Below are 16,764 nucleotides of genomic sequence, written 5' to 3' on the forward strand. Positions count from 1 at the left end.
GCGCGACCCGCGCGTCGACGCCCACGCGATACCGGTCGTCGATCCGGAGCCGAGCGATCCGGTCGATGGGAGCGACCGGCAGGGTGAGGTCCTCCCGGCTGACGACCTGCTCGACGCCGAAGTCCGCCGCCATCAGCGTCTTCCGGCCGTCCGCGGTCGCCTTCTCGGCGGCGTCGACGGCCAGGTCCGCGCCGTGCGACTGGATCCGTCGGGCGAGCTCCTCGGCGGCGTCCGCGCTGACGCGGAGTTCTCCCGCGTTCCGCCGGATGATCCCGTCGACCGGCGCGAACGGCAACTCGACACTCATACACACAGTCGCGTCCGTGTATCGTATAACGCTTTCCGTTAGCCGCATCGCCGCCGGATTCGGAAGGGAGCGATCGCGGCGGTCGACGGGGTCAGAAGACGTCGTCCGCGTCGATCGTGCCGTCGCGCTCGGGCCCGCGGACGGTGATCTCCTCGCCGAGCCGGAGGCCGGCGTCGGTGTCGACCGCCTTCGTCTGCTGGCCGTCGTCGAGGACGACCGGGTCCCCGGTCTGGACGACCGTGCCGGTGAACTCGACGTCTTCGCCCGACCGCTCCGCCGTCGCCGCCGCCGCGCCGCCCTCGGCGCTCGCGGCGCTCCCGTCGTCGGCGGACTCGCCCGCGACGGCCTCGGCGGCGGCCTTCTGTCCGTCCTCGGCGAACGCGCCGAGGCCCGTCTCGTCGGCACTGCGCCCGTCGCTCTCGGACTCGACGCCCCCGGCCGCTCCGTCCGCGGCGCCGACCGCCGCGTCCGACCCCTCGTCGAGGACGGTGACCGTCGACCGCCAGTTCGCGGACGCCTCCAAGTCGTCCTGCCAGCCGTCCTGGATCTCGACGTCGGTGAAGACGACGCGGTCGGCCAACTCGATCTCGCGGTCGGCCTTGTCGCCCCACAGCGCGACGCGGATCTCTCCCGTCTCGTCTTTGATCCGGACGTTGCGGACCTGCCCCTCGCTCCCGTCGTCGCGGTCGAACGTCCGCTTCGGGTCGGTCTCGATGACGCCGCCGCCGACGTCGACCGTCTGGCCGATTTCGAGGTCGGCGACGTCGGTCGTCTCCGGGACGTACTCGACGTCCTCGTCGACGCGCTCGACCGTGCCGCGGTCGCCGACGTGGAGCTCTAAGTCGCCGTCGCGCTCGCGGACGTAGCCGTCGCCGACCTCGACGACCTCGCCGGGATCGAACTCCTCGGCGAGGTCGGCCTTGCCGTCCCACAGCGTGACGCGCACGCGGCCGGTCTCGTCGCCGACGGTGAGGTTGGCCACGCGCCCCTCGCTCCCGTCGTCGCGGTCGAACGTCCGGATCGAGTCGGTGTCGAGCACCTGCCCGACGAGGTCGACGTCGGACGCGCCGAGCGTGAGGTCCTCGACGCGGTAGGTGTCGAGCACCTGAACGTCGACCTCGGCGTCCTCGTCGGGTTCGACCTTGTCGGCGCTCACTTCGAGGCCGCTGTACCCCTCCTTGGGGCGGCCCATGACGCGGAGCACCTGGCCGACTTCGAGCTCTTCCTCCGCGGCCGCGGCCATGTCGTCCCAGAGCGCGACCCGGACGGAGCCGGAGGCGTCGGCGACGTCGACGTTACACACGCGGCCCTCCTCGGCCTCCTCGTCGTCGCGCTCGAAGGTCCGGACCTCGCCGATGGCGGTCACCTTCCCGAGGAACTTCACGTCGTTCATCCCCGGCTCGATGTCGGCGATGGTGTCGGCCTCCTCGTCGCGCAGCTCGTGCGCGATGAGCATCGCGGCGGTCTCCTCGTCGGCGAGCCCGCCCATCTGCTCGACCTTGTCCTCGACGGCGGCCTCGAACTCCTCGAACTCGACGTCGGTGTCGAGGTCCTCGTACACCTCCTCTATGGCTCCCATACGCGTACCTCCGTGGTCGACGAGTTCGCGGATAAGCGTTGCCGTTGCCCGGGGTTCGCGCCGGAAGCCGACCGGTCGCCGGAGCGACCGGTTCGGGTCGCGCTCGCGGCTCGAAGGCGTCTCATAGAGGCGCATGGGGCCCGTCGGTACAAAAGGTGTTCATCCGTGCCGCGACGCGTCCGTCCCGCACCGGGGTGCGTGCGGACCGAACGCACGGGGGCCGCGGACCGTAACCGTCTTATGTTCAACCGCGGTACGTGGAGATGAGTCCTGGTAGGGTAGTGGACTATCCTCTTGGCTTGCGGAGCCAGGGACCGGAGTTCAAATCTCCGTCAGGACGCTCACTTCTCGCAGGCGCTCCGCATCGCGGAGCGCCTGCTTCGGCGTTCGCGTCCTGACTTGCCCCACGCTCGCTTCGCTCGCGTGGGACTCCGTCAGGACGTTCTTTAATTACGACGTTACGACGGTTGCGAGCAGTGTGTGGGTCCTACGCGACACGTTCGGTGATACTTGGTTCTGCGGTGGCGCGTGCCGACGAGCAGCCGTCAGGCTGCGAGTCGCACGCGCGAGGGACGCGGCGAGCGAGGGCGACCGAAGGGAGCCCCGAGCGAGCCGCGAGGCTGGGGAGGCGTGAGGTGCGGTCGCTGTGCCGGGCGGGACTCAAAGGGGCAGTCGCGAGGACGAAGGCGCGCGAAGCAAGGACCGCAAGGAGGGAGCGTTAGCGACCGACTGAGGACCGCAGCGAGCGCACCGAGTCCTCGCGACTGGGGCTTTGGCGGTGTTCGCCGCGCCGTCGTCGGGAGTTTATAAACAGTCCAGCATCAGGTCATCTGCCTCATCCGTCCCTCCGCGGACGATCCGAACGATATAGTTCACGTCTTAATCGTGCGGGTGGAAGCGGTCCATCGCGCGGCGGACCGCGTCGGTGTTGCCGATGAACGTCACGTGGTCGCCGACTTCGAGGACGCTGTCGGCCGTTGGGACGTGATTCTCGCCGTCGCGGCTGACGACCGCGACGAAGGTGCCGTCGGGGATCTGCGCGTTGAGGTCGCGGATGGTCTTGCCCGCGAGCTCCGCCGAGGTCACCTCGACCTCCTGGACGTCGTGGCTGTCGCCGAGCTCGTTCATCCAGTGGGTGAGCGCGGGGCGCTCGATCTCGTCGTCGATGGCGACCGCGGTCGCCGTCGTCGCGTCGATGCCGGTGACGCCGATGCTGTCGAAGGCGTCGACGTTGTCCGGGTCGTTCACCCGCGAGTAGACGGAGTCGACGTCGAACTTGGTAATAGCGAGCTGACACGCGAGGAGGTTGATGTCGTCGTCGGCCGTCGTCGTGATGAACCGCTTGGCGTCCTCGATGCGGGCGCCGCGGAGCGTCTCCGTGTCGCTGCCGTCGCCCTCGTAGACGGTGAACCCCGCCGAGCGCGCCCGCTCGACCACCTCCGGGTCCGTCTCGACGACGACGACGTACTCGCCCCTGTTCTCCAGTCGCGTGGCGAGCGCCTGGCCGACCCGACCCCCGCCGATGATTATCGTGCGCATTGGTGACACTCCGAGGAACTCTCCGATCTGCCGCGCGAGCCCCGCCTCGACGAGGACCGTCGCGAAGATGACCGCGAACACCGTGCCGACGAGCAGCTCGCCGGCGGCGACGCTGCCGGCCAGCTCCAGCTCGATGGCGAACAGCGTCGCCACGCTCGCCGGGATGATCCCCCGCGGTCCGACGCTCGCGATGAACAGCCGCTCGGGCCGGGTGAACCGCTCGACGCCGAGGGTCGCGAGGAACGCCCCAAGCGGCCGGAGGACGAGCATGATGACGGCGACGAGCGTGACCACGCCGAGGCCGAGCCCCGCGATCGCCTCGACGTCGATCAGCGCGGCCAGCGAGATGAACACGAAGGATAAGACGATCGTCGTCGTGTTCTGTGCGAACTTCTCTATCTCCTCGCGGTTGTCGAGACCGAGGTTGCCGAGGAGGATCCCGCTCGTCGCGGCCGCCGCGATGCCCGCCTCCGCGGCGACGGCCTCCGCGGCGGCGAAGGATCCGATCGCGGCCGACAACACGAGGAACTGCGACGCCTGCACGTCGCGTTCGGGAACGAGGTCACTGTCTAGGAGGAGGTAGATGATGACGGTCGCGAGCAGCCCCGCGGCGACGCCGACGCCGAACCGCTGGAGGAACGAGACCACCGTCGCGGGGACGCCGAGGTCGTCGAGCAGCAGCGTCTCGAAGATCACGACCGCGACGATCGCGGCCGTCACGTCGTTGACGATCCCCTCGGTCTCTAACGCGGTCGCGACGTGGTCGCGCACCCGGACCACGTTGAGGATCGGCGTGATGACGGTCGGCCCCGTCGCCACCAGCAGCGCGCCGATCAGCAGCGCGATCTCCCAGGTCCCGTCCGTGAACGCGCGGACCGCCGCCGCCGTACCGAGGAACATCACGACCGCGCTGACGGTCACGAGCCGCAGCGACACCGTGGACGCGCGTCGGATCCGGTCGAGCTGAAGCGCGAACGCCCCCTCGAAGACGATGATCGCGACGCTGAGTCCGACGATGATCTCCAGTCCGTCGCCGAACGTCTCCAGCGTGACCAGCCCCAGCAGTTCGGGCCCCAACACTACCCCGATAGCGAGGTAGAAGATGACGCTCGGCACCCGGAACCGGTGAGCGAGCAGCTGGACCGCGAGTCCCGACACGAGTATCATCGCGATCACCGGCAGCAGGCTACTGGACACGTCTACCGTGAGTACGCGCTCCGACTCCCTTAGTGTACTGGTGGGCCGCATCGGCCGACCGATTCGCCGCCGTCGGCGCGACGCTTCACCGGCGATACCCGGGCCCGGTCGACCGAGCGCTCCGGCTACCGGACGGCGGCGCCCGGGAGGCCCGACCCGTCCGCCGGGGGCGACCGACCCCGCTCCCCCCGTCGCGGAACTCGCCATTTATCAGTCGTCGCCGCCGACCGCGAGGCGTGACCGACCGCGACACCGGGCCGAACCGAGACGGGCGCGACGCGCCGCCGGCCGCAGTCGCGATCACCGCCGGCGCCGCGCTGTTCAACGAGGGGCGGTTCGTCGCGGCGCGCGAGGTCTGGAGCGGTGTGCGGCGACCGCCGGACGGCGACGAGAGCGACGACGGCGAGCGGCTGCGCCGAGGGCTGGCCGCGGCCGCGGCGGCGGCGCACCGCGCGCTCGAGGACGACCCGTCCGAGGGCGCGGAGCGCGCCGACGACGCCCTCGCGGCGCTGGCGAGCGTCGGCGATTCTCGGGGAGTCGCGCTGGCTCCCGTTCGGGAGTGGGCGGAGCGGCTCGCGTCGACGCCGATAGACCCGGACCCGGCGACCGCGCCGCGAATCCGCGTCGACGGCGAGGCGCCGACGTTCGACGGGCTCCCGCTCGCGGCGGCGGGTATCGCCGCGCCGGCGCTCGCGAGGGCGGGCGACCCGGGCGACCCGGAGGCGCTCGCGAGCGCCGCCGACTTCGCCCGCGAGGAGCGCGGGACGGGCCGGACCGTGTTCTCGGAGCTGCTGTTCGCGTACCTCCGGACGCCGGACGCGCGACCGCAGGTGGCCGCGCGGCTGAGCGATCGCGTCGATCGCGAGGAACGGAGGCGGCGCGACGTCGAGGGCCTGTTCTGAGGCGGCGCGGGGCTCGGTGCGGCCCGGGGTCGCGCGGCGCTCAGGCGTCGTCGGGGTCCCCCGGGAAGTTGGGTTCGGCGGGCGACTCGGGGGCGGGCCGATCGGCGTCCGACGCCAACGAATCGTCGTCGTAGCGACCGCCGTTCGCCTCGGTGTCGCTGTCGGATTTGGGTTTGCCCTCGAAGGTGTAGTCGCCGGAGTTGTCCGCGGGGTCGTAGCCGAGCGCCTCGCGGGCGCGCTCGATCGAGTAGTAGCGGCGGTCGTTGTTCGAGATGCCGTACACGATCTCGTAGCCGTACTCGGCGCGGAGACACCGGTCGAACAGGTGCGCGCAGTCGCGGTGGGAGAGCCACATCGCCTGCCCGCGCTCGTACTCGCGGGGCGGATGGTCCTTGGTGAGGTTGCCGATCCGCACGCAGACGACGCTCATCCCGAACTCGTCGTGGTAGAAGCGCCCCAGCGACTCGCCCGCGGCCTTGGAGACGCCGTAGAGGTTACCGGGGCGGGGGAGTTCGCTGCCGTCGAGCCGGTAGTCGTCCTCGGGGCGGTACAGGTCGGGCGTGCGGTCCTCGGTCTCGTAGCCGCCGACGGCGTGGTTCGAGGAGGCGAACGCGAACCGCTCGACGCCGGCCTCGGCGGCCGCGCGCATCACGACCTGCGTCCCGTCGATGTTGTTCCGGAGGACCGAGTCCCACGGCGCCGTCTTCCGCGGGTCGCCGGCGAGGTGGATCACCGCGCCGACGTCGGCGACCGCCTCGCGGACGGCGCGCTCGTCGGTGATGTCGGCGACGTACCGGTCGGCGTCGGTGACCCCGTCGGGCACCTTCGCGGCCGGGAGGGGCTCCCGGTCGAGGAGCCGCCAGTCGTAGTCGTCGCCGATGCCGCGGAGGATGGCCTGTCCCACCCGTCCGCCGGCGCCCGTCAGGAGGACCGGCTCGTCCATTCGACTCTACGTGGGCGGGAGACGGGCATATATGACACGGTTCGACCGGTGGCACCGAACGGGAGTGGAAAAGGCCGGACGGCGGGAGGGGGACTCGGCGAAACCGCCGAAATGCGGCGTTAAAGCTTCTGTCGCGAGACCTTCACGCCGGTGGGGGTGACGATGATCTGGTCGTCGCCCTTCTGGACGATGTCGCCGTCGACCTCCTGGACCACCTGGCGGAGCTCGTCGTAGACGTGTTCTATCGTCCGGTCCGACGTTGAGTGGCGGGTGATGTCGGCGATGACGAAGTCGCCGTCGTACACCGCGTCCTTGATCGGGATGACGTCGCTCTGGTCGGCGATCTCGGCGAAGTGTACCTGCGTGCCCGTCTCCGCGTGCGCGTCGGCGAAGTCGTCCGCGTCGAGTTCGACGTAGTCGTCGACGGAGCGGCTCCCGCTCCCGCCGAGGATCTTGCTCATGATGCCCATACACACCACACGACGAGGTCGGACATTAGTTCTTACGTCAGACACACCGGGCGGCCCGGCCGCGCTCGGCTCACTCCAGCTGCTCTTGCCACTCCTGGACCCGCGAGAGCAGCTCGACCGGGGGGGTCGCCGCGACGTCGACGTCGCGCAGCTCCTCGATCACGGCGCGGGTCTCGGGGTCGGGCCGCGCCGGCTCGGCGTCGGGGCCCGTCGCCCCCGACGTCGACGCCGACTCGGCCGCGCCGCCCCCGTTCCGGGAGGGCGCGCTCGCCCCCTCGTCGGGGGCGTCCCCGTTCCCGCCGCTCCGCGAGCCGCGCGCCTCGATCGCCTTCTCCTCGCGGAGCCGGTCTAAGACCTCGTCCGCGCGGGAGACGACGGGGTCGGGGACCCCCGCGAGGTCGGCGACGTGGACCCCGTACGAGCGGTTCGTCGGGCCGTCGCGGACGGTGCGGAGGAACGTCACCTCGCCGTCGCGCTCGTCGACGGCGACGTGGACGTTCGCGACGCGGGGGAGGTGGTCGGCGAGCGTCGTCAGCTCGTGGTAGTGGGTGGCGAAGAGGGTCCGCGCGCGGACCTCGTTGTGGAGGTACTCCGTGGCGGCCCACGCGATCGAGATCCCGTCGTAGGTGGCGGTGCCGCGGCCGACCTCGTCGAGGATGACGAGCGAGTCCTCGGTCGCCGAGTGGAGGATGTTCGACAGCTCCTGCATCTCGACCATGAACGTCGACCGGCCCTGCGCCAGCTCGTCGAGCGCGCCGACCCGGGTGTAGATGCCGTCGACCAGCCCGACCTCGGCCGCGCGCGCGGGAACGAACGAGCCCGCCTGCGCGAGCAGCTGGATCAGCGCGGCCTGCCGCATGTACGTCGACTTCCCGCTCATGTTCGGCCCGGTGACGATGAGGAAGCCGCGCTCCGCGTCGAGCCGGAGGTCGTTCGGGACGAAGTCGGTCGTCCCCTCGACGACGGGGTGGCGCCCGGCCTCCACGTCGAGCCGTCGCTCGTCGGTCAGCTCCGGGCGCGTCCAGTCCCGGCGGGCCGCGTGGGTCGCGAGCGAGGCGAGCGCGTCGAGCTCCGCGACCGCCCGCCCGGCGTCCTGGAGCAGCTCGGCGCGCTCGGCGACGCGCTCGCGCAGCTCCTCGAACAGCTCGTACTCCAGGTCGCCGCGGGCCTCCTCCAAGCGGAGGACCTCCCGCTCCTTCTCGGCGAGCTCGTCGGTGACGAACCGCTTCGAGTTCTTCAGCGTCTTGACCTCGCGGTAGTGCTCCGGCACCTGATCCGCGACCGACTTCCCGACCTGGATGTAGTAGCCGTCCGTCTTGTTGCGGTCGACGGTGACGTGGCTGAGCCCGTGCGTTCGCTTCTCGCGCTCGGCGAGCCCGTCGAGCCACGACTTCGCCGCCTCGTGGCGCTCGATCAGCTCGTCGAGCTCGTCGTCGTACCCCTCCTTCAGCAGTCCGCCGCCCGTCTTCGCATTCGGCGGGTCCGCGGCGAGCGCCTCGGCGAGCTCCTCGCGCAGGTCGGCCGCGCGCTCGCGGTCGACGCGGTCGAGGACGGCGGCCGCGGGCGAGTCGGCGAGGGCGGTCCCGTCGAGCGCGTCCGCGAGGTCCGGCAGCAGCGCGAGCGTGTCGCGGACCGAGAGCAGTTCGCGCGCGCCCGCGGTCCCGCTCGTCGTCCGCGCGGCGAGGCGTTCGAGGTCGTACGCGTCGCCGAGGACCTCGCGGAGCCGGTCCCGCGCGAGCGCCGCGGAGGCCAGCGCCTCGACCGCGTCGAGCCGGGCCGCGAGCGACTCGCGGTCGCGACGCGGTCGGGTGAGCCACTCGCGGAGCAGCCGACCGCCGGCGGCCGTGACGGTGTGGTCGACCGTGTCGAACAGCGAGCCGTCGGCGTCGCCCCGCATCGTCTCCGTGATCTCCAGGTTACGCTGCGTGGTCGCGTCCACGTCGACGCGGTCGGCGTCGGCGTAGGCGGTGAGGCGGGTCATCGAGGCCAGCACGCCCGCGCCCGTCTCCTCGACGTACGAGAGGACCGCGCCCGCCGCGCGGACCGCGAGGTCCGAGTCGAGCCCGACGCTGTCGGTCGTCTCGCGGCCGAACTGCTCGCGCACCGCGTGTTCGGCGCGCCCGGGCGCGAACGCCTCCCCGTCGAAGGCGGTCACGCGCCCCGAGAGGTCCTCGCGGACCGCCGCGAGGAGGTCGTCGTCGTTCCGGACCCGCGGGCCGGGCAGCACCTCGGCCGGGTCGAACCGGTAGAGCTCGGCGCGCAGGTCGCCGCCGCCGTCGACCGTCGTGGCGAGGAACCGGCCCGTGGTCACGTCGGCGAACGCGAGCCCGTAGGGGCCGTCCGCGTCGGGGTCCGCCTCGTCTTCGCGGACCACCGCGGCGAGGTAGCGCGCGTCGTCGTCGCTCGTCTCCAAGACCGTACCGGGCGTGACGACGCGGACGATCTCGCGGGCGTGGCCGCCGTCGTCGGTGTCGTACTGGTCGGCGACCGCGACCCGGTAGCCGCGCTCGACGAGGGCGTTCACGTACGGCGTCAGCTCCGAGAGCGGCACGCCCGCCATCGGGTACGACGAGCCGTGGGAGGACTTCTGTGACACGGTGAGGTCGAGCTCGTCGGCGACCAGCTCGGCGTCGTCCGCGAAGAACTCGTAGAAGTCGCCGCACTGCATCGCGAGGACGTCAGCGTCCGTCTCCGCCTTGAGATCGAGGAACTCCCCGACGATCCCCGTTGCCATATGTCCGTACTCCCGCCGTGTGAGGGTAAAACCCTGCGGGTGTCCGCGCGGTCCGGTTCGGGCCATCCCGCGCGGTCCGGTTCGGGCCATCCCGCGCGTCCGCGCAAGATCACCCGAGGCGGTTCCGCTTCGTCGACGAGCGATGGACGATCCCGGAGACGGCGAACACGAGCGCGAAGAGCGTCGCGTACGCGTACCCCGGAACTCCGGCGAACGGCACGGTACCCGCCCACGCCGCCGTCGCCAGCAGCCCGCACACCACCGCGAGCCCGACGTAGTACTCGCTCCAGAGGATCTCGTTGTCCGAGACGATCTCCAGGTACACCTCCAGCTGCCGGCTCTCCTCGGTGAGCGACACCAACCCCCGATCGGACTCGTAGTCGATGAACCCACTGGCGGCCAGCTTCGGGAGGTGGGACTGGTGAAGCGCCGTGTACACTCGCTTGCGCTGCTTGTACGTCACCTCGGGGATCTCGAGGTCGTTCTCCCACGCCGCCAGCTGCTCGGCGATGTCGCGGACGCGCGCCTCGGCCCCGTTGGTCTTCAGGTACCTGATCACGTTCCGCCGTCGCGCGTTGCTCAGCGCCGTGAACACCTCGTCGCACGACGGACCGTCCGCGTCGGCGGGCGAGGGTTCTTCCGACCCGATGAGTTGCGGTGTCATGGCTCACCCATTTGAACTGAGTGTATATTAACCCGATATTACATATCACTTTCTATTAATTCGACGACAGCGATCACAACAGATCTCGGTTCACAAAACACACGCAAACGAGCTGAGAATCGATATAATCGCGGTTTTAAAATAGCAGCTCCAGTAGAGGGCAAGAAACGCCCGATACTGTTATAATTCTGTAACGATCGGATCGGGCACTAGGCGCGCGGCGGCGGCGGTAGGCGGCGCATACATAGGACGGGACGCGCCGTCCGCAGACGGTATGAACGCGTCACCAGACACGGCCGGGGGTCGCCTTCGAGAGCCCGCGCGCGCCGCCGCCGACCGACTCCGACGGCCCGAGTACACCGGCGGGAACCGCTGTCTGCCCTGTACCGCCGTCAACGTCGCGATCGCTGCGGCGGGGGCGGCCGCGGTGGCCGCGGTCGGCGGCCCGCTCCTCGGCGCGGCCGGGTTCGGCGCCGCGCTCGCGGCGATCTGGCTGCGCGGCTACCTCGTTCCGGGCACGCCCGAACTCACGAAGCGGTACCTCCCCGAGCGCGTCCTCGCGCTGTTCGGGAAAACGCCCGGTTCGAGGGGGATAGCCGCCCGTCCGTCGGGCGAGGTCGATCCGGAGACGTACCTGCTCGACGCCGACATCCTCGTCGAGACGCCCGCTGGCGACGACTTCGCGTTCGCGCCCGAGTTCGCGTCGGCGTGGCGGGCGGCGGCGACGGGCGATCCGAGGGACACCGGCGTCGACGGGGACCGAAGCGACCGCGATGACGTGGCGGCGCTCGCGACGCTCACCGGGATCGACGCCGACGAGCTGGCGATCGACTGGTACGAGGGCGTCGGGTTCGCGTACGCGGGCGACGAGAAGATCGGCCACTGGGAGTCGCGCGCGGCGTTCCGGGCGGACGCCGCGGCCGACCGCGTGCTGACGGCGACCCGCGGCGACTGGACGGCGCTGGCGCTCGCGGACCGCAGCGCGGTGCTCGGCGCGCTCAGGCTGTTCGTCGACGAGTGTCCGAGCTGCGCCGGCGAAGTCGGGCTCGAAGAGCGCGTCGTCGAGTCCTGCTGTTCGAGCTACGACGTGGTCGCCGGACGATGCGCCGGCTGCGACGCGCGGCTGTTCGAACTGCGCCTCCCGGAGTCGGTCGCGGTCGCCGCCGAGTAGGGGGGACCCACGGTTCGGATGGGAGAGCGGAGTACGACGGAGAAGGAGCCCTTTTTCGAGCCAAGTCACCGGAGCCGAAGCTGTCGCAGCACCGAGAAGCGGTTGACCCACAGCTGGACGGCGCTCGCGGCGGCGAAGGCGCCGAGCGCGAGGCTGGTCCACAGCACGGGGTCGACGGCCGACACGAGCGGGACGTCGAGGAGGGCGGCGAGCACGACGAGCAGCGAGGCCACCGCGAGCGCGCGGTACAGCTCCGACCACGTCGCGCCGCCGGGCGCGAGGACCTCCGTGTAGAGCCGCACGTCGCGGGCGCGTCCCGAGAGCTCGATGGTCTGCGAGTCGCGGTCGTACGCTATCACGCCCGCGTCCGCCAGCTTCGGCAGGTGCGTCTGGACCAGCGACGTGTACACGCTCTCGCGGCAGCGCGTCGGCGGCGGGCTCTCTCCGGTCTCGCGGCCCGCGATGAGCGTCGACAGCTCGTTGACGGAGACGGTCCCGCCGACGGCGCCGAGCTGTTCGATCGCGCGCCGTCGGCGCTCGTTGGCGAGGATAGCGTACACCTGTTCGGCCGGAAGCACGTCGTTGCGGAGTTTCATGATTGGGGTTCGGGCGGCCGCGCTCGGCGGCGTCCGGGTTCTGTCGCCCACTGCGTCGGACGAGGGTATATGTATGGGCGCGCTACCGCTCGCGGTCGCCGATCCGGAGGGGGAGGTACGGGGTTCCTGTCGGATTCGGCCCGTCGAGTACGGTCTTCGTGCCGCGTTCGGCGGCGGCGGTACGGGTAACATACCAGCAACAACTACCGGGGTAGGGGCGTCGGACCGCCGATCGAACGCATCCTTTGACCGGTTCCGCGAGACGTTCTACCCGCTGGAATCGGCCGTTCGACGGTGACGTGGGAACGCGTAACTAGGTCGGTACCCCTCGGAGGGGGAAGTAACCGATTCGGTCAGCCCATCGCGGACGGGGGGCGGGTCGGGGGAGAAAGCATGAGCCAAGACACAAACGACAAAATCGGCCTCTCGCGGCGCAAAGTCCTCGCCGGCCTCGGTGCCGTCGGCGTGGCCTCCGCGGGCGCTGGACTCGGTACCACGGCGTACTTCAACGACACGGAGACGTTCGAGGGCAACACGCTCACCGCGGGCGAGCTCGACCTCAAGCTGGACTACAAGTCGACGTACCTCGGCGGCCCCGGCCGTCTGGACGATGTCATCGACATGGGCTACCCGGACGCCGAGGACCTCGGCGACGGACGCTACCTGCTCGGGCAGGCGCCCACCACCGCCGAGTGGCAAGAGTGGGAGAGCGTGGTTCAGGGCGAAAGCGGGGAGTTCGACTTCTGTTCTGACACGGCCGACGAATTCCTCATCAACGGCGACGGGATCCCGGTGTTCACGCTCGAAGACGTGAAGCCCGGCGACTCCGGCGAGGTGACGATCAGCGTCCACATCTGTGACAACCCCGCGTTCCTCTACCGCTCGGGCGAGCTGACCGAGAACGCCGAGAACGGGCAGAGCGAGCCCGAGATGGAACAGGAGGGCGAGGACGCCGACGGGGTCGGCGAGCTCGCCGACGCCATCGAGGTCTGCGTCTGGTACGACGAGGACTGCGACAACGTGTACGAGCCCACGGGCACGGGTCAGCAGCAGGAACTGGAAGTCGCGCTGGTCAGCGACGTCTCCGGCTCGATGAGCCAGGAGATCGGCGACCTACAGACCGCCGCGAAGGACTTCGTCGACAACCTTTCGAGCCCCGACGAGGCGGCGGCCATCTCGTTCTCGAACGGCGCGAGCCTCGACCAGGGGCTCACGACGGACTACCAGGCGGTCAAGGACGCCATCGACCTGTACACCGCGGGCGGCGGGACTGACATGGGCCAGGGGATCGCCACCGGCTCCACCGAACTCCAGTCCGGGGCGAACGCGACGGCCGGCGCGTCGAAGGTGATGATCGTCCTCACCGACGGTCAGCCGTCCAACACGAGCGCCGCGACGAGCGCCGCGATGACAGCGAAGAACGCGGGCATCCGCATCTTCACCATCGCGCTGGGCGCGGGCGCCGCGACGTCGTTCCTCGAGAACAACATCGCGTCCAGTCCCGACGACGCGTTCGTCGCGCCGGACCCGGCCGACCTCGACACCGTCTACTCCGAGATCGCGCAGATCGTCCTCGCGGGCGAGCTGAAGATCTTCGAGGGGTCGATGGCCGACTTCTTCGGAACCTTCCTCGCCGACGGCCACCCGCTCGACGGCGACCGGCAGGAGGAGGGTCGCCAGCCGTACCCCGGCGCGACCACGCAGTGTATCGGCTTCGAGTGGACGCTCCCGGCGGCGGTCGAAAACGAGGTCCAGACCGACTCGGTGGCCTTCGACATCGGCCTCTACGCCGAGCAGTCGCGGCACAACGACGACCCCCAGGTGACGTTCAACGGCACGGAGGCGAACAGCACCAGCGTGTAAGCAGCGGAGTAACGCAGTCACTCCGGACGACGAGACACGTCCGGTTCCCGGTTCGGCGCCTTCGGGCGGCCGATGCGGCGGTTCGCGACCGCCGCCGGGAGTTCCCTTCGGGGATGATACACAATGAACGACGACACAATCGGACTATCGCGGCGCAAGATGCTGGTCGGACTCGGTGCGGTCGGCGTGGCCTCGGCGGGCGCGGGCCTCGGCACCACGGCGTACTTCAACGACACCGAGACGTTCGAGAACAACACCCTGACGGCGGGCTCGCTCGACCTCTTCGTCCACGTCGACTACTCCGAGGACCAGGGCAGCTACGCGCAGTACTCGACGGAGTCGGGGACCTACATCGACGGGAACGTCGTCGGGATCGAGGGCCAAGAGATCGAGGGCGAACCCCTGAGCATCCAGGTCTCCGACCTGAAGCCCGGCGACTCCGGCGAGGGCGAGTTCTGCTTCTCGATCGTCGACAACCCCGCGTACATGTGGATGTGCGGCGAGCTGACCGCGAACGACGAGAACGGGCAGAGCGAGCCCGAAATGGACGACGATGAGACCCCCGACACTGGTGACCTCGCGGACGCGATGGAGGTGACAGTCTCGTACTGTACCCCGGACGGCGAGAAGGGCGACGACATCGTCTCCGGATCGCTGGCGGAAGTCATGCTCGCGCTCCAAGCGGGCGTCCCGCTCTCCGGCGACGGCGATCCGAACGCGCCGCTCGCCGACCGCCCCGTGTTCGAGGGCGTCACCGAGCCGTTCACCGACGGCGAGCCGAACATCGACGAGCAGTGCGTCTGCTTCACCTGGGAGGTGCCGACGAGCGTCGGAAACGAGATCCAGACGGACTCGGTCGAATTCGACTTCGAGTTCTACGCCGTCCAGTCGCGTCACAACGACGGGACGCACAACCCCTGCGTCGACGAGACCGTCGTCACCGCGTACGACAACGACTGGAAGGGCCAGGCCCTAGCGAACCCCACCGAGGGTAACGTCTACACCAGCGTCTCGTTCGGCCAGAACCAGACCGTTCTGAGCTTCGCGTTCGCCGACGACGGCGACGGCGTCGACTTCCTCGACACCGCGGACTACGCCAGCACGAATCTCCCCGTGGCGGTCGACGCGGACGCCGACGGCACCCACGACTGGCAGGTCATCTGGCAGCCGAACGCCGGCTTCCCGGACGCGCCGTTCGGATACGTCGAGAACACGGGCGGAAGCTACGGCGCTGCTCAGTCGCTCCCGGCCGGCTTCTCGGCGGCGAAGGTCGGGAACACGATCGTGTTCGGGGTCCCGAACAGCGACATCAACTCGACGTTCCGGCTGCTCGGATACGGCAGCACGGGCGGCGAGGGGCCGGTCGCGAAGGTCAACGACGACCCCGCGGTCGGGCCCGACTTCCTCGACAGCAGCGACGCGGTCGAGTTCAGCGACTGAGTCGCTGACGACGCCGCTTCGGGCGGCGTGACGGTCGTCCGACCGACCACCACCCATCCGGACCCGCGCGGGCGGCCGGGACGACGGTTCGACTCCGTCGGTGGGACTCCCTTCGGGGAATTACACTCATGACAGACAACGAAAAAATGGACACGATCGGACTGTCGCGGCGAACGGTGCTGGCCGGCCTCGGCGCGGTGGGCGTGGCCTCGGCGGGCGCGGGCCTCGGCACCACGGCGTACTTCAACGACACCGAGTCGTTCGACGGGAACACCCTCACCGCGGGCCAGCTCGACCTGCTCGTCGACTGGCAACAGACCTACGACTTCGGCGAGGGCCGCCAGTTCGTCAGCGCGCACCCGGACCACGACGGCGACGGCGAGCAGTCCGTCGAGGTCGACGGCGAGGTGTTCGCGTACAGCGACTTCCCGGACGAGACCGACCCGGACAGCAACGGGGCGAACCTCTCGGTGTTGACCTGCGAGAACATCCCGCCGCTAGAGGAGGCGGACTTCGGCACGGACCCGGTCACGGGCGAGGAGATGGGAAGCCTCGTCCAGCTCACCGACGTGAAGCCCGGCGACTCCGGCGAGATCACCTTCTCGCTCCACCTCTGTGACAACCCCGGCTACATCTGGATGCAGGCGGCCAACGTCGACGACGACGGGAACACCGCCACCGAGCCCGAGCTGCTCGTCGACCCGGGCAACATGGGCGACCTCGGTGACGCCATCGAGGCGCGGCTCTGGTACGACGAGGACTGCGACAACGTGTACGACGGCGCGGAGCCCGTCGACATCATGCTGACGCTCGACTTCTCGGGGTCGATGCTGTACGAGCAGTACGGCGGCGTGGTGAGCGGGGACGAGATCACGGTGGGCGGCACCACCTACGACGAGACGACGAAGATCGACCTCGTCGAGCTGGGCACCCGTCAGTTCGTCGACTACCTCCAGTCGCAGGGGTCCGACGTCCAGGTCGGCGTCGCGTACTTCGACGGCGAGGGCAGCGGCGACGCCGAGCCCCGGACGGGGATCCTCCAGCCGCTGACGGCCGACCTCGACGACGTCGACGACGCGCTCGACGGGCTCCGGAAGAAGCTCGCGAACGTCGTCAGCGGGACGAACAACGACCCCGACGTCGACGACAGCGACGCGGATCCGTTCTCGAACGCGAACGGCATCGCGACGGGGACGTACATCGGCGAGGGCGTCGACGACGCGCAGGGCGAACTCGACGCGAACGGCCGCGGCGGCGTCGAGTACCGGAACATCGTCCTCTCCGACGGCGAGTCGTTCAACGGGACCGGCAGCACCCAGTTCTCCGAACCCGTGGACCCGGACGAGCGACGCCGGCCGG

At 70.1% G+C, this 16,764-nt stretch carries 13 protein-coding genes and 1 tRNA gene; 6 read left to right on the forward strand and 8 right to left on the reverse strand.

Features of this window, described 5'->3' with window-relative positions; all coding sequences use genetic code 11:
* A partial coding sequence (locus B9G38_RS08805) for a histone family protein (RefSeq protein ID WP_086220138.1) occupies positions 1 to 307 on the reverse strand: 307 nt, incomplete at its 3' end.
* Between the two features lie 91 nt (positions 308 to 398).
* Positions 399 to 1,886 (reverse strand): single-stranded DNA binding protein, encoded by a 1,488-nt coding sequence (locus B9G38_RS08810; protein ID WP_086220139.1) that lies wholly within the window; start codon positions 1,884 to 1,886, stop codon positions 399 to 401.
* 267 nt (positions 1,887 to 2,153) lie between these two features.
* Here B9G38_RS08810 and B9G38_RS08815 point away from each other — a divergent pair.
* Positions 2,154 to 2,226 (forward strand) — tRNA-Arg (locus B9G38_RS08815).
* Positions 2,227 to 2,765: 539 nt separating this feature from the next.
* On the opposite strand, the gene B9G38_RS08820 is transcribed toward B9G38_RS08815, so the two are convergent.
* A complete protein-coding gene (locus B9G38_RS08820) occupies positions 2,766 to 4,601 on the reverse strand; it encodes a cation:proton antiporter (RefSeq protein ID WP_086220140.1) in 1,836 nt (611 codons plus the stop codon).
* 257 nt (positions 4,602 to 4,858) lie between these two features.
* Between B9G38_RS08820 and B9G38_RS08825 the strand changes: the two genes are divergently transcribed.
* The gene (locus B9G38_RS08825; protein WP_086220141.1) at positions 4,859 to 5,524 is read left to right on the forward strand and encodes a hypothetical protein; all 666 of its coding nucleotides are present in this window, start codon (positions 4,859 to 4,861) and stop codon (positions 5,522 to 5,524) included.
* Between the two features lie 40 nt (positions 5,525 to 5,564).
* Here B9G38_RS08825 and azf read toward each other — a convergent pair whose 3' ends face one another.
* From azf to B9G38_RS08845, 4 genes are all read right to left on the reverse strand, one after another.
* Positions 5,565 to 6,467 (reverse strand): NAD-dependent glucose-6-phosphate dehydrogenase Azf, encoded by a 903-nt coding sequence (gene azf / locus B9G38_RS08830; protein ID WP_086220142.1) that lies wholly within the window; start codon positions 6,465 to 6,467, stop codon positions 5,565 to 5,567.
* Between the two features lie 119 nt (positions 6,468 to 6,586).
* Positions 6,587 to 6,937 (reverse strand): cell division protein SepF, encoded by a 351-nt coding sequence (gene sepF / locus B9G38_RS08835; protein WP_086220143.1) that lies wholly within the window; start codon positions 6,935 to 6,937, stop codon positions 6,587 to 6,589.
* A gap of 70 nt (positions 6,938 to 7,007) precedes the next feature.
* Positions 7,008 to 9,671, reverse strand: coding sequence for a DNA mismatch repair protein MutS (mutS, locus tag B9G38_RS08840; RefSeq protein ID WP_086220144.1), 2,664 nt, complete (start codon positions 9,669 to 9,671; stop codon positions 7,008 to 7,010).
* 109 nt (positions 9,672 to 9,780) lie between these two features.
* Positions 9,781 to 10,335 (reverse strand): hypothetical protein, encoded by a 555-nt coding sequence (locus tag B9G38_RS08845; protein WP_086220145.1) that lies wholly within the window; start codon positions 10,333 to 10,335, stop codon positions 9,781 to 9,783.
* A gap of 274 nt (positions 10,336 to 10,609) precedes the next feature.
* On the opposite strand from B9G38_RS08845, the gene B9G38_RS08850 reads away from it, so the two are divergent.
* Positions 10,610 to 11,506, forward strand: a complete 897-nt coding sequence (locus tag B9G38_RS08850; protein ID WP_086220146.1) for a hypothetical protein — start codon at positions 10,610 to 10,612, stop codon at positions 11,504 to 11,506.
* 65 nt (positions 11,507 to 11,571) lie between these two features.
* Here B9G38_RS08850 and B9G38_RS08855 read toward each other — a convergent pair whose 3' ends face one another.
* Positions 11,572 to 12,102: a hypothetical protein gene (locus tag B9G38_RS08855; protein WP_086220147.1), complete on the reverse strand. Its 531-nt coding sequence runs from the start codon at positions 12,100 to 12,102 to the stop codon at positions 11,572 to 11,574.
* Between the two features lie 393 nt (positions 12,103 to 12,495).
* Between B9G38_RS08855 and B9G38_RS08860 the strand changes: the two genes are divergently transcribed.
* The 3 genes from B9G38_RS08860 to B9G38_RS08870 all read left to right on the forward strand — a co-directional run.
* Entirely contained in the window at positions 12,496 to 13,965 is a 1,470-nt protein-coding gene (locus B9G38_RS08860; RefSeq protein ID WP_086220148.1) for a VWA domain-containing protein, read from the forward strand.
* Between the two features lie 123 nt (positions 13,966 to 14,088).
* A complete protein-coding gene (locus tag B9G38_RS08865; protein WP_086220149.1) occupies positions 14,089 to 15,405 on the forward strand; it encodes a SipW-dependent-type signal peptide-containing protein in 1,317 nt (438 codons plus the stop codon).
* A gap of 128 nt (positions 15,406 to 15,533) precedes the next feature.
* The coding region (locus B9G38_RS08870; RefSeq protein ID WP_086220150.1) for a SipW-dependent-type signal peptide-containing protein at positions 15,534 to 16,764 on the forward strand (1,231 nt) is incomplete at its 3' end.

It is taken from the genome of Halorubrum sp. SD612 (genome assembly GCF_002135005.1).

Coding starts and splice junctions, on each gene's coding strand:
- B9G38_RS08865 (WP_086220149.1), top strand. CDS start 14,089: ATGAACGACGACACAATCGGACTATCGCGGCGCAAGATGCTGGTCGGA.
- B9G38_RS08845 (WP_086220145.1), bottom strand. CDS start 10,335: ATGACACCGCAACTCATCGGGTCGGAAGAACCCTCGCCCGCCGACGCG.
- mutS (WP_086220144.1), bottom strand. CDS start 9,671: ATGGCAACGGGGATCGTCGGGGAGTTCCTCGATCTCAAGGCGGAGACG.
- B9G38_RS08810 (WP_086220139.1), bottom strand. CDS start 1,886: ATGGGAGCCATAGAGGAGGTGTACGAGGACCTCGACACCGACGTCGAG.
- sepF (WP_086220143.1), bottom strand. CDS start 6,937: ATGGGCATCATGAGCAAGATCCTCGGCGGGAGCGGGAGCCGCTCCGTC.
- B9G38_RS08860 (WP_086220148.1), top strand. CDS start 12,496: ATGAGCCAAGACACAAACGACAAAATCGGCCTCTCGCGGCGCAAAGTC.
- B9G38_RS08855 (WP_086220147.1), bottom strand. CDS start 12,102: ATGAAACTCCGCAACGACGTGCTTCCGGCCGAACAGGTGTACGCTATC.
- B9G38_RS08850 (WP_086220146.1), top strand. CDS start 10,610: ATGAACGCGTCACCAGACACGGCCGGGGGTCGCCTTCGAGAGCCCGCG.
- azf (WP_086220142.1), bottom strand. CDS start 6,467: ATGGACGAGCCGGTCCTCCTGACGGGCGCCGGCGGACGGGTGGGACAG.